The sequence below is a fragment of the Erwinia sp. V71 genome, assembly GCF_965644245.1.
Taxonomy (GTDB): Bacteria; Pseudomonadota; Gammaproteobacteria; order Enterobacterales; family Enterobacteriaceae; genus Erwinia.
Genome location: NZ_CBFFRK010000032.1, coordinates 17,040 through 37,027 on the forward strand (window position 1 = coordinate 17,040; position 19,988 = coordinate 37,027).

At 56.5% G+C, this 19,988-nt stretch carries 21 protein-coding genes and 1 tRNA gene; 11 read left to right on the forward strand and 11 right to left on the reverse strand.

Annotation, left to right across the window (positions count from 1 at the left end; genetic code table 11):
- Positions 1-53: 53 nt before the first annotated feature.
- Positions 54-248 carry a helix-turn-helix domain-containing protein gene (locus ACSZO1_RS09470; RefSeq protein WP_437611861.1) on the forward strand — a complete coding sequence of 65 codons (195 nt, stop codon included), beginning with the start codon at positions 54-56 and terminating at the stop codon, positions 246-248.
- Positions 249-320: 72 nt separating this feature from the next.
- Here ACSZO1_RS09470 and ACSZO1_RS09475 read toward each other — a convergent pair whose 3' ends face one another.
- Together ACSZO1_RS09475 and ACSZO1_RS09480 are read right to left on the reverse strand one after the other, a co-directional pair.
- The gene (locus ACSZO1_RS09475) at positions 321-500 is read right to left on the reverse strand and encodes a hypothetical protein (protein ID WP_437611863.1); all 180 of its coding nucleotides are present in this window, start codon (positions 498-500) and stop codon (positions 321-323) included.
- A gap of 264 nt (positions 501-764) precedes the next feature.
- Entirely contained in the window at positions 765-1,013 is a 249-nt protein-coding gene (locus ACSZO1_RS09480) for a helix-turn-helix domain-containing protein (RefSeq protein ID WP_437611865.1), read from the reverse strand.
- 184 nt (positions 1,014-1,197) lie between these two features.
- Here ACSZO1_RS09480 and ACSZO1_RS09485 point away from each other — a divergent pair, with 184 nt between their 5' ends.
- Complete coding sequence (locus ACSZO1_RS09485) at positions 1,198-1,848, forward strand: LysR family substrate-binding domain-containing protein (protein ID WP_437611867.1); 651 nt, start codon at positions 1,198-1,200, stop codon at positions 1,846-1,848.
- A gap of 73 nt (positions 1,849-1,921) precedes the next feature.
- Here the strand turns inward: ACSZO1_RS09485 and ACSZO1_RS09490 are convergent, their stop codons facing one another.
- From ACSZO1_RS09490 to orn, 3 genes are all read right to left on the reverse strand, one after another.
- Complete coding sequence (locus tag ACSZO1_RS09490; RefSeq protein WP_437611869.1) at positions 1,922-3,733, reverse strand: tyrosine-type recombinase/integrase; 1,812 nt, start codon at positions 3,731-3,733, stop codon at positions 1,922-1,924.
- A 241-nt stretch (positions 3,734-3,974) separates the two neighbouring features.
- A tRNA-Gly gene (locus tag ACSZO1_RS09495) sits at positions 3,975-4,050 on the reverse strand.
- Positions 4,051-4,165: 115 nt separating this feature from the next.
- Positions 4,166-4,711 carry an oligoribonuclease gene (orn, locus tag ACSZO1_RS09500; protein WP_437611871.1) on the reverse strand — a complete coding sequence of 182 codons (546 nt, stop codon included), beginning with the start codon at positions 4,709-4,711 and terminating at the stop codon, positions 4,166-4,168.
- Positions 4,712-4,813: 102 nt separating this feature from the next.
- Here orn and rsgA point away from each other — a divergent pair, with 102 nt between their 5' ends.
- The 3 genes from rsgA (at position 4,814) to mscM (ending at position 10,306) form a co-directional block, all read left to right on the forward strand.
- A complete protein-coding gene (gene rsgA / locus ACSZO1_RS09505) occupies positions 4,814-5,866 on the forward strand; it encodes a small ribosomal subunit biogenesis GTPase RsgA (protein ID WP_437611873.1) in 1,053 nt (350 codons plus the stop codon).
- Positions 5,867-5,974: 108 nt separating this feature from the next.
- Positions 5,975-6,964, forward strand: coding sequence for an archaetidylserine decarboxylase (gene asd / locus ACSZO1_RS09510; protein ID WP_437611875.1), 990 nt, complete (start codon positions 5,975-5,977; stop codon positions 6,962-6,964).
- A 15-nt stretch (positions 6,965-6,979) separates the two neighbouring features.
- On the forward strand, positions 6,980-10,306 hold the full coding sequence (mscM, locus tag ACSZO1_RS09515) for a miniconductance mechanosensitive channel MscM (protein ID WP_437611877.1): 3,327 nt from the start codon (positions 6,980-6,982) through the stop codon (positions 10,304-10,306).
- A 56-nt stretch (positions 10,307-10,362) separates the two neighbouring features.
- Here the strand turns inward: mscM and ACSZO1_RS09520 are convergent, their stop codons facing one another.
- Complete coding sequence (locus ACSZO1_RS09520; RefSeq protein ID WP_437611879.1) at positions 10,363-11,271, reverse strand: Rpn family recombination-promoting nuclease/putative transposase; 909 nt, start codon at positions 11,269-11,271, stop codon at positions 10,363-10,365.
- Positions 11,272-11,437: 166 nt separating this feature from the next.
- Positions 11,438-12,415, reverse strand: coding sequence for an elongation factor P--(R)-beta-lysine ligase (gene epmA, locus ACSZO1_RS09525; protein WP_437611881.1), 978 nt, complete (start codon positions 12,413-12,415; stop codon positions 11,438-11,440).
- Positions 12,416-12,647: 232 nt separating this feature from the next.
- Between epmA and frdA the strand changes: the two genes are divergently transcribed.
- The 5 genes from frdA to ACSZO1_RS09550 are packed head-to-tail and all read left to right on the forward strand — an operon-like array spanning position 12,648 to position 16,510.
- Positions 12,648-14,438 (forward strand): fumarate reductase (quinol) flavoprotein subunit, encoded by a 1,791-nt coding sequence (gene frdA / locus ACSZO1_RS09530; protein WP_437611883.1) that lies wholly within the window; start codon positions 12,648-12,650, stop codon positions 14,436-14,438.
- Positions 14,431-15,165 carry a succinate dehydrogenase/fumarate reductase iron-sulfur subunit gene (locus ACSZO1_RS09535; RefSeq protein ID WP_437611885.1) on the forward strand — a complete coding sequence of 245 codons (735 nt, stop codon included), beginning with the start codon at positions 14,431-14,433 and terminating at the stop codon, positions 15,163-15,165. Before frdA ends, ACSZO1_RS09535 begins: the two co-directional genes overlap by 8 nt.
- A 13-nt stretch (positions 15,166-15,178) precedes the next feature.
- Complete coding sequence (gene frdC / locus ACSZO1_RS09540) at positions 15,179-15,574, forward strand: fumarate reductase subunit FrdC (RefSeq protein ID WP_437611902.1); 396 nt, start codon at positions 15,179-15,181, stop codon at positions 15,572-15,574.
- 10 nt (positions 15,575-15,584) lie between these two features.
- Positions 15,585-15,941 (forward strand): fumarate reductase subunit FrdD, encoded by a 357-nt coding sequence (gene frdD / locus ACSZO1_RS09545; protein ID WP_437611887.1) that lies wholly within the window; start codon positions 15,585-15,587, stop codon positions 15,939-15,941.
- A gap of 44 nt (positions 15,942-15,985) precedes the next feature.
- Positions 15,986-16,510 (forward strand): lipocalin family protein, encoded by a 525-nt coding sequence (locus ACSZO1_RS09550; RefSeq protein ID WP_437611888.1) that lies wholly within the window; start codon positions 15,986-15,988, stop codon positions 16,508-16,510.
- Positions 16,511-16,554: 44 nt separating this feature from the next.
- Here ACSZO1_RS09550 and ACSZO1_RS09555 read toward each other — a convergent pair whose 3' ends face one another.
- Entirely contained in the window at positions 16,555-16,689 is a 135-nt protein-coding gene (locus tag ACSZO1_RS09555) for an entericidin A/B family lipoprotein (RefSeq protein ID WP_437611890.1), read from the reverse strand.
- Positions 16,690-17,373: 684 nt separating this feature from the next.
- The gene (efp, locus tag ACSZO1_RS09560) at positions 17,374-17,940 is read right to left on the reverse strand and encodes an elongation factor P (RefSeq protein ID WP_437611892.1); all 567 of its coding nucleotides are present in this window, start codon (positions 17,938-17,940) and stop codon (positions 17,374-17,376) included.
- Between the two features lie 43 nt (positions 17,941-17,983).
- On the opposite strand from efp, the gene epmB reads away from it, so the two are divergent.
- Positions 17,984-19,012: an EF-P beta-lysylation protein EpmB gene (epmB, locus tag ACSZO1_RS09565; RefSeq protein ID WP_437611894.1), complete on the forward strand. Its 1,029-nt coding sequence runs from the start codon at positions 17,984-17,986 to the stop codon at positions 19,010-19,012.
- A 79-nt stretch (positions 19,013-19,091) separates the two neighbouring features.
- Here the strand turns inward: epmB and ACSZO1_RS09570 are convergent, their stop codons facing one another.
- Both ACSZO1_RS09570 and ACSZO1_RS09575 read right to left on the reverse strand, forming a co-directional pair.
- A complete protein-coding gene (locus ACSZO1_RS09570) occupies positions 19,092-19,439 on the reverse strand; it encodes a DUF4156 domain-containing protein (RefSeq protein ID WP_437611896.1) in 348 nt (115 codons plus the stop codon).
- Between the two features lie 310 nt (positions 19,440-19,749).
- A partial coding sequence (locus tag ACSZO1_RS09575) for a YegP family protein (RefSeq protein ID WP_437611898.1) occupies positions 19,750-19,988 on the reverse strand: 239 nt, incomplete at its 5' end.

The following is a 19,988-nucleotide window of genomic DNA, read 5'->3' on the forward strand; positions in this document are numbered from 1 at the left end:
CAACCAGGAGAGCATTTCATGGCGCACCTGCTCGATGTGTTTATGTTGAGTATTTGTCCGACAGTCCGCCCCTTCTAGCGCTGCTACAACTGACCGAGCAACTCGGCAACGTGTCCAAGGCCTGCCAACTCATGGGCTACCAACGGGACTCGCTCTACGAGATCAAACGCGCCTTCCAGACCGGCGGCGTCGCCGGGTGGGCCGAACAGCCCCGCGACACCACCTTCGTCCTCTCCGACGCCTGCTGAGACGGGCCAGCAGCGACGTCCTTCTGCAGCACATCGAGTCCAACGCACCCGGCGTCGGCGCAGCGATCACCGCTAGCCTTGCGGGGAAGACCGGCGGGCCTCGGTGGTGACGAACGCGTTCGCCGCCGGTGTACCGATTGCGCCCCTCACCGACCAGCGCCTGGGCTGGCCGATATCCAGCTGGTTCGTCGCGGCCATCGGCTTGGTGTTCCTGCTGGCGATGGCGACGATCTTGCCGTGCAAGATCGACATCGTGTCCCGCCCGGTAGCCTCATCAAACAGGTCAAGGTGCTGGGTATCGCGGCTGGCTACGGCGTGCGTTCGCCACTGTGGGTCGGTGCCACACTAGCGGTGCTTGGGTTGCTCAGTCTCTTACCGTATATAAAGAGGAACGCGCTTGAGCGTGGAGGCACTTAATTTTTACCTAGGCACGAAAAAGCGCTATAGAGACGCCTAAATCGTTGATGCTTTGGTGGGCTGTGCAGGATTCGGACCTACGACCCAAAATTACAGGTATCACACGCGATCAGCGTGCTCCTCATTCGTCACGACGCCTGCGCGAACAAGCGTCAGGTACTTCTCTGTCTCTTCGATAAGCACAGCTGCGCTGCATTCCAGCGCACCGGCAATTCGCAGGATCAATGCCAGGGTAGGCATGTGCTCACCCCGCTCGATTCTGCCCATGTGCGCCCGTTCAATTCCGGCCCTGTTTCCAAGTGCCTCCTGAGCCGTTCCGCGCGCAGTTCTCAGCGCTTTTACCGCCATGCCAAAAGCCTTGGCTGGCTCCGCCTCGAAACTTGTACTGCCTGTCGGCCGGCCACGCCTTATTTCACGCTTTTGCATCTACTAAAGCGTGAAATAAGAGAATAAACTAAACCACGTTTAATTAAACGCGGGTCGCTAATATCTGGCACTGTCTACCGCATCCTTCTTTACAGGAGAGCCAGCCATGCATCGCCAGCATCCCCCTGAATCGGTACGGATCGCAGTCTCCTTTGGAGCCTTCACCGCAACATTGACGCACCTGTTGGCGAAGCAACGCGCAGAGGAGCCCGGCACGGCAATATGTCTTACCGAGACTTTATTTTCTGAGCAGATCCGAGGGGTGATGGATGGCCGCTACGATCTTGGATTTGCTGTCGCGCCGCCCGTTGAGGCCGAGCTGCAAAACGAGGTGCTGTGGCATGATGAGATTGCCGTGGCGATTCCAGCACTCTCACCATTACTGGAGTTCGCGGAAATCACGCTGGAGAAGGCCGTACAGTATCCCCTGGTGCTTTGGTCAGCAGAGCACTGTGAGCCCCTCAGCCGTCGAATCATACAATTGTTGAACTCGGTGACGTCGAAACTCAACGTGGTTGACCACGCGAAATCGTTCGAACTGATGGCCGTTCTGGTCGCTGCAGGCTATGGAATCGGCTTCGCCGGAAAATCACGCATTGATACAGCGCGGAAGCTAGGCATCGTGATGCGACCGTTGGTGGGACCGCGAAACGATCTGAGCACGTATTTGCTACGCGCTCACAACGCGCCTTCACCATTCGCCGAACGACTGATCGAGCGAGCACGCAAGCTCGATCAGTCCGTGTCACGCAGTTGAACGCCGCAAGTTCTTACATGGCCTCACTTTAAGCGTATCCGCCACGCCCCAATATGGCTTTGCCAAAAGGCTATTACGCCAATCGGAGCATCGCTGAGCTGTCCTTCAACGAAAAACACACCGCCATAACGACTTCGTGCAGGTTCTCTGCGTTTACTGCATCGACGGGTGCAAGCCCTTTGAAATCATCGTGCGGCCCAGAAAGCGCACGGTAGATCTCCCACGAGTCCGCATCACGTGCAAACTTGAGAACCGCTTGTATCAGCTTGTGCTTGAGCGGCGTGAAGTGCCAATCCGGGACGCGCTGCCCAAGGTTGCCGAGGCTCAGCGCCAACACCTTGCGTCCGCTGATCTCGTAGCTGATCCACCGCCGTGACTTCCCTGCCATTTTTGCAAAATCGGCTGCGGAAAGAAGGTGTGGCGAATTGAAGATGTCCAACCGCTCCAGTTGCTCGCGCTGGCTGTCCGACAAGACCGGTGGTGTACGCGGCCCAGTGATCGCAGACAGGCGGTGCACCGTGTCAGGCAGCGTAGGCATGCCTAATCCAGGCTTCGAGACCAATACGATGGGGGCAGGTGCGATGTCTGCCCCTGGAACTTCATCAGGTACCTCCGGAACACCTTCCAGATGGACGGTAAGGTGCATGCTTGCGGCCTCTACCTGATGCTGTTCGAACAGATCGAGCCGGTCAGCCCAATCCTGCATCATGCGTCGGCGCTGCTCCACGTATTCCGCGTGGTTGTAGGCGGCGCTCACCTTGTCGGGATCTGAATGCGAAAGCTGCGCGTCGACCCAAACTTTCGGATACCCGATTTCATTCAGTGCAGTCGAAATCGTCGCCCGAATGCCATGCCCCGTCAATTGATCCGTATAGCCCATGCGCTTGAGAGCCTGATTGAGTGTGTTCTCGCTGATACGCTTCTTCAGGTCCCAGCCATGTGAGAACAGGTAGCGCTGAGCAGGTTTGAACTGCTCCAGCATGTGCTGAACGATCTCCATGGCCTGCGCAGAGAGAGGAACGATGTAGGGAGGAATGTCTCCGGGCCGCTTGCCCTCCTTGCGCATCTCAAGCTGCAACTGCTTCACGACCTCCGGGGGGATGATCCATAGACCTTGATCGAGATGGAACTGATCGGGTGTCGCCAGCCGCAACTCCCCCGTGCGCACGCCGGTCAGGAGCAGCAGTCGAAGCCCCAGCTGTGTCTGAAGCCGCCCGTGGTACTTTCTCAGCCGTGACAGCATTGCCGGCAACTCATCCATGCGCAGGAACGGGTTGTGACGAACGGGCGGCATCGGCAACGCCACCACATCCAGATCAAACGCCGGGTTCTGCGGCAGTCCAGGTACGATGATCAGCGCGTAGCGGAACATCTGCCTGAACCAGGTACGCACCTTCTCCGCCACACTGAGCGCCTTCCGACGTTCAATCTTGGCTACGACCTCCAGAAGGTCCGGACGCTGAATTTCGTATATGGGGCGTTTCCCAAGCGTGGGCAGGATGTCTTTTTTGAAGATGCGAAGGATCTGCGTCAGCGTGCTCTGCCGTCCTTCCTTGAGGACGAGCCTGCGGTGCTCGACCCACTTGTCGAACACGGCCTGGAAGGTGTGTTCGTCGGCCAGCCGAACAGCCTGGCGCTTCTGCTTGCGATCCGCTCGTGGATTGATGCCCTTGGCCAACAATGCTCGGGCCGCATCGCGAAGGGTGCGCGCTTCCCGAATGCCAACCTCCGGATAGGTGCCCAGCGACATGCGCTTCTGCTTGCCGGCCCAGTAGTAGCGGTAATGCCAAGTCTTGCCGCCGGTCGGAGAGACCGCGAGGGAGAGGCCGTCGATATCGCTGACGGTGTAAGCCTTGCCGGTCGCCTTGGCGTTCCGGGCGGCCATATCTGAGAGTGCTATGCTCCAGCTCCTGAACTATGAGTCAGGACTAGATGCTTGTCTCGTTGACCTCGCTCCTCCAGCAACAATCCGGAAAGCGCCTCATCCGTATTCATGGACTTAAAAATGGACTTAAAAGTCCCGGATGTTGGCGGTTTCCAGTGGACGTCACTGGAATGAAAAAAGGGGCAAAAGCCCCTGTTTTCAATGGCTTGCAGAATTCAGTGGAACTCTACAGAACCTAAATTGGAGCGGGAAACGAGACTCGAACTCGCGACCCCGACCTTGGCAAGGTCGTGCTCTACCAACTGAGCTATTCCCGCGGGGTGCGTAGCAACGAAAATTCTTCATTGCTACGGGGTGCGCATTATACGGGTATTACGTGACTCTGCAATACCCTGACGCCATAAAAATGTAATTTTCGCCTGTGGCGCATCACTACAGTTGCAGGAAATGCTCGCGGTAATAGGCCAGCTCAGCGACCGATTCACGGATATCATCCATCGCCTGATGCGTGCCCTGCTTTTTAAAGCCCGGCAGGATGTCAGGCTTCCAGCGGCGCGCCAGCTCTTTCAGCGTGCTGACATCCAGGTAACGGTAGTGGAAATACGCTTCCAGCTCCGGCATATATTTAAACAGGAAACGACGGTCCTGGCCGATGCTGTTACCACAGATTGGCGAGGTATTGGCTGGCACCCACTGCTTCAGGAACGCAATCGTCGCCAGCTCTGCCGCACGATCGTCATGCTGGCTGGCTTTCACGCGATCCACCAGCCCGCTGCCGGTATGGGTGCGCACATTCCAGTCATCCATCAACGCCAGTTGTGCATCACTCTGATGAACCGCCAGCACCGGCCCTTCCGCCAGCACATTCAGATTGGCATCAGTCACCAGGGTCGCGATCTCAATAATGCGATCGCGCTCCGGATCAAGGCCAGTCATCTCCAGGTCGATCCAGATCAGGTTATTTTCATTTCCACTCATGATTCATCCCGCTATTACCAAAGTCGTCATAATAAGGCATAAGGGTGTATCATAGACGTTTTGCCCAGCCGGGGCGAACAGCGGTCAGTCGTGTGAGGAAGAGTGAGCAAAAATAAACTGTCCAAAGGTCAGCAACGTCGCGTCAGCGCTAACCATGAACGTCGCCTGAAACAGCGTGAAGGCAAACCAGAACCGGATGACAGCCTGTTTGGCGAGCCGCGTGATGGCGTGGTGATTAGCCGCTTTGGCATGCACGCCGACGTCGAAGATACTGACGGGTCGGTGCATCGCTGCAACATTCGCCGCACCATCCGTTCGCTGGTCACTGGCGACCTCGTGGTCTGGCGTCCTGGCATTGAAGGCGGCGCGACGGTGAAAGGCATTGTTGAAGCGGTGCATGAACGCCGTTCAGTGCTGACACGTCCCGATTTCTACGACGGCATCAAACCGATTGCCGCCAATATCGACCAAATCATTATTGTTTCGGCGATCCTGCCGGAACTGTCGCTGAATATTATCGACCGTTATCTGGTCGCCAGCGAAACGCTGGGCATTGAACCGCTGCTGGTGCTGAACAAAACCGACCTGCTGGATGATGAGGGCCGCGCCTTTGTCGATGAACAGATGGCGATTTATCGCCAGATTGGTTATCGCGTGTTGATGGTGTCCAGCTACGCAAAAGAGGGTTTGCAGGAACTGGAAAACGCCCTGACGGACCGCGTCAGTATTTTTGCCGGTCAGTCCGGTGTCGGCAAATCGAGCCTGCTGAACGCACTGCTCGGACTCGACCTCGGCAGCGAGCAGATTCTGACCAACGATGTGTCAGATATCTCTGGCCTTGGCCAGCACACCACCACCGCCGCACGCCTGTACCACTTCCCGCATGGCGGCGATGTGATCGATTCCCCCGGCGTGCGTGAGTTTGGTCTCTGGCACCTCGAACCGGAACAAATCACCCAGGGATTTGTCGAATTCCGTGAGTTTTTAGGTCATTGCAAGTTCCGCGACTGCAAGCACGATACCGATCCCGGCTGTGCGATTCGTGAAGCGGTAGATAATGGCGCGATTAACGAATCACGCTTCGACAACTATCACCGCATCCTGGAAAGCATGTCGCAGGTAAAAGTGCGTAAAAACTTTGCCAGCGATGACTAACTTAGCGGCAGCAGACGTTACCTTCTGCGCCATAGCCTAAAGGATCGGGCGTTGCTACAATTCGCCCCCTTTTTCTCTCAACGTCGTGTATTAAGCCAGGAGGCTAACGTGTTGGATCGTATTAAACTCGGCCTGAATCATCTGCTGCCGAAAAAGTGGCTGACTGAACTCGCCGGATGGGGCGCCAGCCAGCGCGCAGGCTGGCTGACCAAAGCGGTCATCGACGCTTTTGTCTGGTTCTATAAAGTGGACATGAAAGAAGCGCAGAAACCCGATACTGCGACTTATCGCACCTTTAATGATTTCTTTGTCCGCCCGCTGCGTGAAGATGCACGTCCGATCTACACCGATCCGCATCTGCTGGTGCTGCCTGCCGATGGCGCGATCAGCCAGCTTGGCCGCATTGATGGCGACAAAATTTTCCAGGCGAAAGGTCACCTGTACACGCTGGAGGCGCTGCTGACCGGCAACTGGCAGATGGCGAAAAAATTCCGTGATGGTGAATTTGTCACCACCTATCTCGCGCCGCGCGACTATCACCGCGTCCACATGCCATGCAACGGTATTCTGCGCGAAGTGATCTATGTGCCGGGCGATCTCTACTCGGTTAACCCGCTGACCGCGCAAAATATCCCGAATCTGTTTGCACGTAATGAACGCGTCATCTGCTACTTCGATACTGATTTTGGTCCGATGGTACAGATTCTGGTGGGCGCCACCATTGTTGGCAGTATTGAAACGGTCTGGGCAGGCACCATCACGCCTCCGCGTAACGGTGTTATTCAGCGCTGGGCGTATCCGGAAGCGAATGCCGAAGGTGCCGTGGTGCTGTTAAAAGGCCAGGAAATGGGTCGCTTTAAACTGGGTTCCACCGTCATCAACCTGTTCGCGCCAGGCCAGGTCAAACTGGAAGAAAGCCTGGTTCCTGAAGCGAAAACGCGTATGGGCCAGCCACTGGCAATGCGCCTGACGGAAAGCGACGTGCAACCTGCCGTGGAAACCGCTGCAGAAGACGCTGGCGAAACCGCGGCAGAGCAGGACAGCGACGCGAACGTGGCCGCCACTGCGCAAACCAACAAACCCGAGACACCTCACTGATAACAGAGTGTTAATGTGCGCCTGATTCTCTCTATTTTGCTGGGCTGCTGTTTAAGTTTGCCCGTTTACGCCGCCAGCGTGCCGGATGAAACACAGCTTAAGCAGGAGCTGGATCAGGCCCGGTCAGGTAAGAATGCCGCCACCCAGGCGGAGCTGGTACAGTCGCTGGAAGCCTCACTGAACTCGCTGAGCGAACGCAAAGCTTCGCAGGAGATGAGCCAGCAGTATCAGCAGGTGATCGACGATTTCCCGCGCCTGGCGCGTGAATTGCGCCAGCAAATCGCCAGCCTGACCGACAACACCAAATCCGTGCGCAGTACCATGACCAGCGCCGATCTGGATCAGGAGATCCTGCAGGTCAGCAGCCAGTTGCTGGAAGAGGGTCGCCAGGCGCAGCAGGAGCAGGAGCGCACACGGGAAATCAGTGACTCGCTGTCACAGTTACCGCAACAACAGACAGAAGCACGCCGGGCGCTGAGTGAAGTGGAACGGCGCTTACAGGCGCAGGCCAGCCCGGCAACGCCGCTGGCTCAGGCTCAGGCCTGGGCGCGTCAGGCTGAATCTGCCGCGCTGAAAGCCCGGGTAGACGAACTGGAACTGGCGCAGCTGTCTGCCAATAACCGCCAGGAACTGGCGCGACTGCGCGCCGAAGTACACCAGAAAAAAGCCACCCAGCTGGATAATTATCTGCAGGCGTTGCGCAATCAGCAGAACAACCTGCGTCAGCGCGAAGCGGAACTGGCGCTGGAACATACCGAACAGCTGGCGGAAAACAGCGGTGATTTGCCGCCGGATATTACCGGGCAGTTCCGTGTCAACCGTGAACTCTCCGCTGCACTCAATCAGCAGGCGCAGCGTATGGATCTGGTGGCGTCGCAGCAGCGTCAGGCCGCCAATCAGACTATCCAGGTACGCCAGGCATTAAGCACGCTACGCGAGCAGTCTCAGTGGCTGGGAGCCTCTAACCTGCTCGGCGACGCGCTGCGCGCGCAGGTTGCGCGTCTGCCTGATATGCCGAAATCCCAGCAGCTCGACAGCGACATGGGACAGCTGCGGGTGCAGCGTCTGCGCTTCGAAAATCAGCTGGGTCAGCAACAGCAGCTACGCCAGATGAAACAGGAAAATGGCGAGCCGCTGACCAGCGAGCAGAAAAAAATTCTCGATGCCCAGCTGCGCACACAGCGTGAATTACTCGGTTCGCTGATCTCCGGTTGCGACACGCTGATCCTCGAAGTCACCAAACTGAAGGTGGCGAACAGCCAGCTGGAAGACGCGCTGAAAGAAGTGAAAGAAGCGACGCATCGCTATCTGTTCTGGACAGAAGATGTCAGCCCGCTCAGCCTGAGCTACCCGCTCGACGTGGCGCACGATCTGAATCGCCTGCTCTCGTTAGACACCCTCGGCCAGCTGGGTGGAGCATTTGTCATGATGTTCACCAGCCGTGAAACGGTACTGCCTGTCCTCGGCGCGCTGCTGCTGGTAGGCATCAGCATCAGTTCACGCCGCCACTATCATGCATTCCTGGCTCGCGCCACCAGCCGCGTCGGCAAGGTCACCCAGGATCAGTTCAGCCTCACCCTGCGTACCGTATTCTGGTCGATTGTCGTCTCGCTGCCGCTGCCGGTATTGTGGGCAGCGCTCGGTTATGGTTTGCAAAATGCCTGGCCGTACCCGATTGCCGTCGCGATTGGCGATGGCGTCACCGCCACTCTGCCCGTGCTGTGGGCGTTTATGATCAGCGCCGCTTTTGCCCGCCCGCAGGGGCTGTTTGTGGTGCATTTCCGCTGGCCGCAGCTGCGCGTGGCGCGTGCCATGCGTTACTACTCGCTGACGATCGGCTTTATCGTGCCGCTGATTATGCTGCTGATTGCCTTCGACAATCTGGAAGACCGCCAGTTTTATGCCACCCTGGGACGTCTCTGCTTTATCCTGATTTGTGGTGCGCTGTGCCTGGTGACGGTCAGTCTGAAACGCGCCGGGATCCCGCTGCATCTCGACAAAGAAGGCAGCGGCGAAAACATGGTCAACCGGGCGCTGTGGAACCTGATGATCTGCATTCCGCTGATCGCGGCGCTGACGGCCTGCATCGGCTACCTCGCCACCTCGCAGGCGCTGCTGGCGCGTCTGGAAACCTCCGTCGCCATCTGGTTCCTGCTGCTGGTTATCTACCATATTATTCGCCGCTGGATGCTGATCCAGCGCCGCCGTATCGCCTTTGATCGTGCACGCCAGCGTCGCGCCGAGATGCTGGCGCACCGCGCTCGCGGCGAAGAAGAGGTCACCCACAACGCCGATGGCGGCGAGATGGAAGAACCCGTGATCGACCTGGATGCGATCAGTGCCCAGTCGCTGCGGCTGGTGCGTTCGATCCTGACGCTGGTGGCACTGGTGTCAGTGATTGTGCTGTGGTCAGAGCTGCATTCCGCCTTCGCCTTTATGGAAAATATCAGCCTGTGGGACGTCAGTACGACAGTGCAGGGGGTCGAAAGCATGCAGCCGATTACCCTCGGTGCCGTGCTGATCGCCATTCTGGTGTTTATTATCACCACTCAGCTGGTGCGCAATATGCCTGCACTGCTGGAGCTGGCGCTGCTGCAGCACCTGAGTCTGGCACCTGGCACCGGTTATGCGATTACCACACTGACCAAATACCTGTTGCTGTTAATTGGTGGCCTGGTCGGCTTCTCGATGATTGGTATCGAGTGGTCGAAACTGCAGTGGCTGGTCGCGGCAATGGGTCTTGGACTCGGCTTCGGTATGCAGGAGATCTTCGCCAACTTTATCTCTGGCCTGATTATTTTGTTCGAAAAACCGATTCGCATCGGCGATACCGTCACCATCCGCGATCTGACTGGCAGTATCACGCGCATCAATACCCGCGCCACCACGATTACAGACTGGGATCGCAAAGAGATTATCGTGCCGAACAAGGCGTTTATCACCGAACAGTTTATTAACTGGTCGCTGTCCGATTCGGTCACACGCGTGGTACTGACCATTCCGGCGCCTGCCAGCACCAACAGTGAAGAGGTTACCAACCTGCTGCTGCAGGCCTGCCATCGCTGCAGTTATGTGCTGGAGACGCCCGCGCCGGAAGTGTTCCTCGTCGATCTGCAGCAGGGTATTCAGCTGTTTGAACTGCGTATTCATGCCGCGGAAATGGGGCACCGTATGCCTTTGCGCCATGAACTGCATCAGCTGATTCTGCAAGGGTTCGGCGAGCATGGCCTTGAGATGCCATTCCCGCCGTTCCAGGTACGCATGGAAACGCTGGGGCGCAAAACCGCGCCGATCAACCCTGGCGCACCTGCGACACGTACATTTAAATCAGGCGGCCTGTAACAGGCCGCAACGCTGAACGGAGTGGAATGCCATGCTGGCCTTTCGCTCCGTCAGTGTTAATGCGGCAACCGCTGCAGCTCATCACGTTTCAGGCCCGTAATTTTCATCACCAGTTCAAACCCCAACCCATTCGCCAGCATCACAGACGCCATTTCAAACGTTGCGGCCTGATGGCCCTCTTTATGCCCTTCTTTATGCCCTTCTTTGTGGCCTTCCTGCTTCAGCCATTCTGCGGGACTCATTATGTTTCCTCCATGATGTGATGTCCGCTGTGCCAGCGCATACATAAACTCTTGCGGTGAAACCGTGTCCCCCGCCCGTAGTAAATAGTTTACCAGCGTGACGAATTGCCCGTCATTAGTGTTGCCGTTAACCCAGAGTGTCACCAGTGGCTCAACAAACTCCATCAGATCCCGTTCACGAATATGCTTTTGCACCAGTTCCAGGGCTGCTATCCGACGATGAGTCATGATGACCTCATCAGAAAGCGAGGTCACATCAACAAGGGGGAAGTCACCGGTATAAATCTGCATAGCCATCTGCGGATTATCGAATGACTGCAACCAGTTCACAGGAAAAGGATAGGGGCTGGTCTGGCCATGATAGAACAGGATCGGAATGACCAGCGGCAGCTGATCACCAACATTATCCAGATGGCGCTGCATCGCCGCTAATGCATAACGCATTAAGCGGAACGTCATATACCTGTCAGGTGAACTCTGATGTTCGATCAGGCAATAGATATACCCCTCTCCCTCCTGCGTTTTCATGGAATAGAGAACATCAGAGTGGAGCGCCCGCAGCTTTTTATCCACAAAACTGCCGGACTCGAGCTTCAGAGTATTAAGATCGCAATGCTGCAATAGAGACGCAGGCAAGTGGATTTGCAGAAAATCCCGGGCGATATCATGATGGCAAAGAAAATCTTTAAAAACCGCATCATGCGGTGTGGCAGTGACAACCATATCGTTGAATCCTGTCATTCCGTTGAAGACAGGCAGATTTTATCAGGAGCGGGACATGGTTAAAAATCGAACACTGCGGCGTTGCACGCAAAACAAAATGTAATCGGCCTGCAACGCAGGCCGACGGATAACAGCATTTCACTGTCCGAAACAGGGGAATAACAAATCAGCAGCGATCCACCGGGAAGGCAATCACTTCGCTCAGACTTTCGGCTTTTAGCGCCAGCATAATCAGGCGGTCCACACCCAGCGCCACACCGGAGCACTCCGGCATACCGTGCGCAAGTGCATCCAGCAGATGCTTATCAATCGGATGCTGTGGCAGACCACGCGCCGCACGGCGGCGGTTGTCCTGTTCAAACCGCTGGCGCTGCTCACGACTGTCGGTCAGTTCGCGGAAACCGTTCGCCAGCTCAATGCCTTTGTAGTACACCTCAAAGCGCTCCGCTACGCGGTGGTCTTCGGTACTGATTTCCGCCAGTGCCGCCTGCGTCGCCGGGAAATGGTAAACAAATGCTGGCTTATCCTGACCGATCTTTGGCTCAACGCCGAGCATAAACAGCAGCTGCAACAGGGTATCGCGATCTTCTTCTTCGCTCGCCAGATGCCCTTCGCCCAGCTTCTCCAGCACCTCGCACAGCTGGGCTTTATCCGCGGAGAGCGGGTCCACGTCCAGATGGCGGATAAACGCCTGCTGATAAGAGAGCGTTTCCGCGCTGTCACACTCAAGGATCTGCTGAATCAGGTCATCAACTTCGTTCATCAGACGATACATATCGTAATGCGGACGATACCACTCCAGCATGGTGAACTCAGGATTGTGATGGCGCCCTGCTTCTTCATTACGGAAGCTGCGTCCCAGCTGGTAGATCGGACCGCTGCCCGCCGCCAGCAGGCGTTTCATATGGTATTCCGGGCTGGTCATAAACCAGAGATCCTGTCCGTCGGATACCCCAGGCCCGACAAAACGGGTCTTAAACGGCACCAGATGAATATCGGTCACCGTTGCCTGGCTCATCGCCGGAGTGTCCACTTCCAGCACGCCACGATCGGCAAAGAAACGTCGAATTTCAGCCATAATCGCTGCACGTTTCAATAAATTGGCAATAGATGCGCTCGGCTGCCAGTTTGCCGTATCGCTCATGTTGTTCACTCCTCAGTCAGACAGGGGGATGAAGTCTACTCGTATCCGTGCGCACAGACAAACTTCTGTGCATTTTCCCACCCAAATACCCGCACACATCAAAAAACCACACTTTTTACAGGATTATACTCCGCGGTGAAGCAGAGCATTTTCTAACCATCTAAAGGGTTTGTTTGCCGCTTTTTACAGCAGACCTTTTCCGATTACCCGCGACCTGAACAAGGAGGGAACCGTGCAAATCTGCAATGCTGATTTGGTCATCGTAGGCGCTGGTGGCGCCGGGCTGCGCGCCGCGATAGCCGCCGCTGAAGCCAATCCACGCCTGAATATCGCCCTGGTCTCCAAAGTCTACCCCATGCGCAGTCACACCGTGGCAGCCGAAGGTGGCTCCGCCGCCGTCACCCAGCAACAGGACAGTTTCGACTTTCATTTTCACGACACCGTCTCGGGCGGCGACTGGCTGTGCGAACAGGATGTGGTCGATTACTTCGTCCGCCACTGCCCGCAGGAGATGACGCAACTGGAGCTGTGGGGCTGCCCGTGGAGTCGCAAAGAGGATGGCTCCGTCAATGTACGCCGCTTTGGCGGCATGAAAATCGAACGTACCTGGTTTGCCGCCGATAAAACCGGCTTCCATATGCTGCATACCCTGTTTCAGACCTCGCTGAAATATCCGCAAATCCGGCGCTTCGACGAGCATTTCGTCCTCGATCTGCTGGTCGATGATGGCCAGGCGCGCGGTCTGGTGGCCATGAATATGATGGAAGGCACGCTGGTGCAGATCCGCGCTGGCGCAGTAGTGCTGGCCACGGGGGGTGCAGGCCGGGTTTATCGCTATAACACCAACGGCAGTATCGTCACCGGTGATGGGATGGGCATGGCATTCCGCCACGGGGTGCCACTGCGCGATATGGAGTTTGTTCAGTATCATCCGACCGGCCTGCCGGGTTCCGGCATCCTGATGACCGAAGGCTGTCGCGGCGAGGGCGGTATTCTGGTGAATAAAGATGGCTACCGTTATCTGCAGGATTACGGTATGGGGCCGGAAACCCCGCTCGGCGAACCGAAAAACAAATATATGGAACTGGGCCCGCGCGACAAAGTGTCGCAGGCATTCTGGCATGAGTGGCGCGCGGGTCGCACTATCGCCACTCCGCGCGGCGATGTGGTGCATCTCGATCTGCGTCACCTCGGGGCGAAAAAACTGCAGGAGCGTCTGCCGTTTATTTGCGAGCTGAGTAAAGCCTATGTCGGCGTCGACCCTGTCACCACCCCCATCCCGGTACGCCCCACCGCACACTACACCATGGGCGGTATTGAGACAGACCAACGCTGTGAAACCCGTATCCAGGGCCTGTTCGCCGTCGGCGAGTGTTCCTCCGTGGGTCTGCACGGTGCCAACCGCCTCGGCTCTAACTCACTGGCGGAGCTGGTGGTGTTTGGCCGTCTGGCGGGCGAGCAGGCAGCAGAACGGGCGCAAAGTGCCAGAGCCGCGAATAACGCGCTGCTCGATGCCCAGGCCAGTGATGTCCAGCAGCGTCTGACACAACTGGTCAATCAGCAGGGAAGTGAACACTGGGCGACACTGCGTGATGAGATGGGCACCTCGATGGAAGAAGGCTGCGGTATTTACCGCACGCCAGAACTGATGCAGAAAACCGTCGATAAACTGGCGGAACTGAAGCAACGTTTTAAACAGGTTCGCATCAGTGACACTTCCAGCGTGTTCAACACCGAGCTGCTGTACAGCCTCGAACTGGCGCACGGGCTGGATGTCGCAGAGTGTATGGCGCATGCGGCGATTAACCGCAAAGAGTCACGCGGTGCGCACCAGCGGCTGGATGAAGGCTGCACCGAGCGTGATGACGTTAATTACCTCAAACACACCCTCACTTTCTACACCCCTGATGCCGCGCCACGGCTGGAATACAGCGACGTGACCATTACCAGCCTGCCTCCGGCACAACGTGTCTATGGCGCAGCCGCCGAGACGACAGAGCATAAGGAGCAGCCTCATGTCTGAGATGAAAACGCTGCCGATCACTATCCAGCGCTATAACCCGGAACAGGATCGCGTGCCGCGCGATGAAATCTACCCGGTGCCTTACGACGAGCAAACCTCTCTGCTCGATGCGCTGGGTTATATCAAAGATAACCTGGCGTTCGACCTCTCCTGGCGCTGGTCGTGCCGCATGGCGATTTGCGGCTCCTGCGGCATGATGGTGAACAAGGTGCCGAAGCTGGCGTGTAAAACCTTTCTGCGCGACTACCCGTCGGGCGTACGCGTCGAGCCGCTGGCGAACTTCCCGGTCGAGCGCGATCTGATCGTCGATATGACTCACTTTATCGAAAGCCTGGAAGCAATTAAGCCGTGGATTATCGGCAATGGCCGCAGCCCGGAACAGGGGCCGCACCAGCAGACACCGGCGCAGATGGCGAAATATCACCAGTTCTCCGGCTGCATTAACTGTGGCCTGTGTTATGCCGCCTGCCCGCAGTTTGGTCTGAATCCCGAGTTTATTGGCCCGGCGGCGATTACGCTGGCGCACCGCTATAACCTCGACAGCCGCGATCATGGCAAGGCACAACGCATGCCGCAGCTGAACGGTGAGAATGGCGTCTGGCGCTGCACCTTTGTCGGCTACTGCTCGCAGGTGTGTCCGAAACATGTCGACCCTGCCGCCGCCATTCAGCAGGGCAAAGTCGAAAGCAGCAAAGACTTTATGATTGCCATGCTGCGGCCGCAATAAGGAGCAAACGATGATTACCTCGAAACGTAAACCCTGGGTACGCAGCATGCCACGCAACTGGTGGCAACAGCTGGGCTTTTACCGTTTTTATATGCTGCGTGAAGGCACCGCTCTTCCGGCCTTATGGTTCAGCATCGAACTGATCTTCGGCCTGTTTGCCCTGAAACAAGGCGCAGAGAGCTGGGCCGGATTTGTGGCGTTTCTGCAGTATCCGGTGGTGCTGTTGCTGAATATCGCCGCCCTGCTGGCCAGCCTGCTGCACACCAAAACCTGGTTCGACCTGGCACCGAAAGCGACCCTCGTGGTGATTAAAGGGGAGAAGCTGGCGCCCGGACCGATCATCACCGCGCTGTGGATCGTGATGGCGCTGTTTACGCTGGTGGCACTGCTGCTGGCTCTGCTGGTGTAAGGAGAAGCCGATGAAATCACAACCTCATCGTTCCGACGAACCGATTTTCTGGGGACTGTTTGGCGCGGGCGGCATGTGGGCGGCAATTGTTACCCCCGTGATGCTGCTGCTGATCGGCGTGTTGCTGCCTGCAGGAGCTTACCCGGATGGCGCGCTCGACTACTCACGCGTGCTGGCCTTTGCTCAGTCCTGGTTTGGTCGTCTGTTTATCCTGCTGATGATTGTGTTGCCGGTCTGGTGCGCGCTGCACCGCCTGCATCATGGCGCACATGACCTGCAGTTACACATCCCGGCGGCGAAATGGCTGTTTTATGGTCTCGCGGTCATTCTCAGTGTGGTGACGCTGATCGGCGTCTGTACGCTGTAAGTCATCATCTATACTTAAGCTATTCATCGATAAAGGAATAGCTTATGCAACTGTGGAAAACTCTGGGCGTCATGGCTGGCGCCCTGCTCTCCGTCGCCTGTTCTACCACCCCGCCAAAGAATGTCACCGTCGTGGAAAACTTTGATGCCGAACGCTATCTGGGGCGCTGGTATGAGATAGCCCGTCTTGATCATCGCTTCGAGCGGGGTCTGGAACAGGTGACCGCCAGCTACAGTCAACGTGATGATGGCGGCCTGAAGGTGGTGAACCGTGGCTTTAATCCACAAAAGCAGCAGTGGCAGGAGAGCATCGGCAAGGCCTTCTTTACCGGATCGCCACAGCGCGCCGCACTGAAAGTGTCATTTTTCGGCCCGTTTTACGGCGGCTATAACGTGATCGCGCTGGACAGGGATTATCAGTACGCGCTGGTTTGCGGACCAAACCGCGACTATTTATGGATTCTGTCGCGCACGCCGCAACTGGATGAGCGTGTGAAGCAGCAACTGGTGGAACAGGCGCGTCAGGCAGATTTCCCGGTGGAACGGCTGATCTGGGTTAAGCAGAAATAAGGCGGGGAAAGTGGCCGGTACGGGTGTGCGTACCGGCAGATCCGTTACTGTGCGCTGCGCTGAATGGCTTTACCACCCGCTTCCACATCTTCGCCCATACCACGGGTGGTATTACAGGCCGACAACAGTGAAGACAGAATCAGTACGGAGAAAATCGCAGCAATACTCTTCTTAAACATAGTCATGTCCTTTTTTGTCGAAGTATCGGTACAGCGTTTTAAGCATAGGCGGTGAATCCGCTCTCTGCCTGCCGCTTCGTCTGAAAAGGAAAATTAAGGAGGAGAATAAATAAAACGACGGTGTGGGGGAAGGAAAAAGCGCGCCAGGGGCGTAATGCTTGTCAGTTAAGCATTTTACCGTGCCGTGCGCAGCCTGACGGGCTTCCCGCTCTGGCTGGTCCTCGCGCCACGCTTCGCGTGGTGCCTTCACTTCACTCGTCAGCCTGACGGACCGCCGATGACGGGACATCCCTGTCCTTCATCGCCTTGCGCCCGCGTCCTGCGGGCACATCCTGGCTTCCTCCCTGCGTTCAGCGCTGCGGATTCGCCTGTTCGGGAAGACCGTCAGTCCGCTGTGTGAGTGCGGTGTGGTGTTTTAAAACCACGGGCAGCGAACGGTAAAGGGGCGCAGCCTCTGCGGCGTAAGGGCAATCCGCAGCGCTGAGGCGGAGCCGGAGGTACCACGCACAGCGTGGCGCGAGGAGCCGCCCTGCAGCCGCAGAGGCTGTGCCCCCTCACCAGATGAGTTTTAAGCAGGCAGCATTATCCATGGCGATAAAAAAGAGGCCGCAACGTTATCCGCTGCGGCCTTCTTCAAAAGCTTAACTGACAAGCATTACGCCAGGGGCGTGCTTTCAGCAAATCTTATTTTACGCGTGACACGTATTCGCCAGAGCGGGTGTCAACTTTTACCACTTCGCCAATCTGCACGAACAATGGCACTTTCACTACCGCGCCAGTAGACAGCGTTGCTGGTTTACCACCCGTACCTGCGGTATCACCTTTCAGGCCTGGATCGGTTTCAACCACTTCGGCTTCGATGAAGTTTGGCGGCAGAACAGCGATGGCTTTGTTGTTCCACAGGGTCACGATACAATCTGCGTTGTCCTGCAGCCACTTCTGCACTTCATCCAGCACCTTGGCTTCAACCTGATACTGCTCGAAGCTTTCCGGGTGCATGAAGTAGAAGAAGTCACCGTCGTTGTAAGAGTACTGCAGGGTCATATCAACCACGTCAGCGCCTTCAGCGGAGTCGGTAGATTTGAAGGTCTTCTCAACGCGTGAACCGGTCAGCAGACGGCGCATTTTCACACGTGCGAAAGCCTGGCCTTTACCCGGCTTAACGAACTCACTTGATTCGATGGCATAAGGCTCGCCTTCGAACATGATTTTAAGACCGGAACGAAAATCGTTGCTAGAATAAGTCGCCATAAAGGCCCTCTACATAAATTGATACTGGTACTTAGCCAAAAAAATGGCACACATTGTAACCCTAAATACCCCCACCAGAGAAGATTGGTTACAGCAACTTGCTGATGTAATCACCGAACCTGATGAATTATTACGCTTTTTAGCGCTCGATACCGATCCTGAGTGGCTGGCAGGACGCCCTGCGCGACGACTTTTTGCCCTGCGCGTCCCTCGCGCCTTTGCTGCACGGATGAAAAAAGGCGATGCGAACGACCCGCTGCTGCTGCAGGTGATGACCGCACAGCAGGAGTTTGTTGATGCGCCAGGCTACAGCACTGACCCGCTTGATGAACAAAGCAGCGTGGTGCCGGGACTGCTGCATAAGTATAACAACCGTGCCCTGCTACTGGTAAAAGGCGGCTGTGCGGTAAACTGCCGTTACTGTTTCCGCCGTCATTTCCCGTATCAGGATAATCAGGGCAATAAACGCAACTGGCTGACCGCACTGGATTATATCCGCCAGCACCCGCAACTGGATGAGATTATCTTTTCCGGTGGCGACCCGCTGATGGCAAAAGATTATGAGCTGGAGTGGCTAATCAGCCAGCTGGAAGCGATTCCGCATGTGAAACGCCTGCGTATTCACAGCCGTCTGCCAGTGGTGATCCCGGCGCGCATTACCGAAGGCCTGTGTCAGCGGCTGGCGCAGTCCCGCCTGCAGGTGCTGATGGTGACGCATATCAACCACGCGCAGGAAATCGATGACGAACTGCGCCACGGCATGAAGATGCTGAAACGCGCGGGCGTCACTCTGCTGAACCAGAGCGTACTGCTGCGTGGCATAAACGATAATGCGCAGGTGCTGGCGGCACTGAGCAATGCGCTGTTTGATGCAGGTATTCTGCCTTACTACCTGCATGTGCTGGACAAAGTACAGGGCGCGGCACACTTCTTTGTGCCAGATGACGAGGCGCGGGCGATTGTGCGTGAGTTACTGGGAATGGTGTCAGGCTATATGGTGCCGAAGCTGGCGCGTGAGATTGGCGGTGAGCCGAGCAAAACGCCGCTCGATTTGCAGTTAAGGCAGGAGTAGCAACTTTTTACCTTCCCCCGCCATGCGGGGGAAGGCTGGACGGTTTTCCCTCCTCCACGTTATGGAGGAGAGAGAAGGCTTACGGGCACTTGTAAACCTGACCGCTCATCTTGCTGTCCAGCGGGGCAAAGCCAGACAGGATATTTTGCGTTGGGCTGGTTGCGCCATAAATCACATTGCCGCCCATTTCCGCTGCACGGTTGCGCAGATCGTTCGCCGCACCACGCAGTGAACTGCCTTCAGCACCCGCGCCGCTAAACCAGTTATTCTGTGTACCGGTGACATTACCGAGCAACTGGCAGCTGCTGGCAGGTTGTTTATCGGTAAAAGTCACCTGCTGACCCGCTGCGCTCAGTTCACGCGAGGTGCTACAGCCAGCCAGCAACATCGCTGCGACGGACAGTCCCAGCAAAACGTTAATCCGCATTGTGTTCCCCATTTATTATTACCAGAGTTCGGCAGAAGAGTAGCAGAAAACCGAGTGTTTTCTTAAACATCCCTTGCCAGGTAGCCTGTTTACTATCAGAGACGCGCCACTACTTATACTACCTTTCCCCCATAAAGAAAAACCCCCTGCCATCACTGACAGAGGGTTTCGCTGTATCGCGGAAAGCGGGATGTCGGGTAGCAGCAGCGCATTACTGCGCCGCCGCCCCCTAAGAACCGTACATGCAAGTTTCCCCGCATACGGCTCAAGCCTTTATAAACCCGCACTACTGTTTGGGCCGACAACGATCTTAACCTTTATAACCATTGCGTTTAGCGTTTTCTATACAGTCAGCCTTGTTGACATAACCCTGACTGGAAGCCCCAACAATGTTGCCGTTCGATGCTTTCCTACGCCAGCGCCATTTATCAGAACCATCTTTATAGAATTCCCATTTATCATTCATTGTGTTGCGCGAATTCAGATAATAAGTGCAACGCTTGGTCATGTGGATGGAGGGACGGTTAGCTACCGATAAGCTATCCTGCT

Coding starts and splice junctions, on each gene's coding strand:
- ACSZO1_RS09475 (WP_437611863.1), bottom strand. CDS start 500: ATGTCGATCTTGCACGGCAAGATCGTCGCCATCGCCAGCAGGAACACC.
- ACSZO1_RS09480 (WP_437611865.1), bottom strand. CDS start 1,013: ATGGCGGTAAAAGCGCTGAGAACTGCGCGCGGAACGGCTCAGGAGGCA.
- ACSZO1_RS09485 (WP_437611867.1), top strand. CDS start 1,198: ATGCATCGCCAGCATCCCCCTGAATCGGTACGGATCGCAGTCTCCTTT.
- ACSZO1_RS09490 (WP_437611869.1), bottom strand. CDS start 3,733: ATGGCCGCCCGGAACGCCAAGGCGACCGGCAAGGCTTACACCGTCAGC.
- orn (WP_437611871.1), bottom strand. CDS start 4,711: ATGAGTGGAAATGAAAATAACCTGATCTGGATCGACCTGGAGATGACT.
- ACSZO1_RS09520 (WP_437611879.1), bottom strand. CDS start 11,271: ATGGTTGTCACTGCCACACCGCATGATGCGGTTTTTAAAGATTTTCTT.
- epmA (WP_437611881.1), bottom strand. CDS start 12,415: ATGAGCGATACGGCAAACTGGCAGCCGAGCGCATCTATTGCCAATTTA.
- ACSZO1_RS09535 (WP_437611885.1), top strand. CDS start 14,431: ATGTCTGAGATGAAAACGCTGCCGATCACTATCCAGCGCTATAACCCG.
- frdD (WP_437611887.1), top strand. CDS start 15,585: ATGAAATCACAACCTCATCGTTCCGACGAACCGATTTTCTGGGGACTG.
- ACSZO1_RS09550 (WP_437611888.1), top strand. CDS start 15,986: ATGCAACTGTGGAAAACTCTGGGCGTCATGGCTGGCGCCCTGCTCTCC.
- ACSZO1_RS09555 (WP_437611890.1), bottom strand. CDS start 16,689: ATGTTTAAGAAGAGTATTGCTGCGATTTTCTCCGTACTGATTCTGTCT.
- efp (WP_437611892.1), bottom strand. CDS start 17,940: ATGGCGACTTATTCTAGCAACGATTTTCGTTCCGGTCTTAAAATCATG.
- epmB (WP_437611894.1), top strand. CDS start 17,984: ATGGCACACATTGTAACCCTAAATACCCCCACCAGAGAAGATTGGTTA.
- ACSZO1_RS09570 (WP_437611896.1), bottom strand. CDS start 19,439: ATGCGGATTAACGTTTTGCTGGGACTGTCCGTCGCAGCGATGTTGCTG.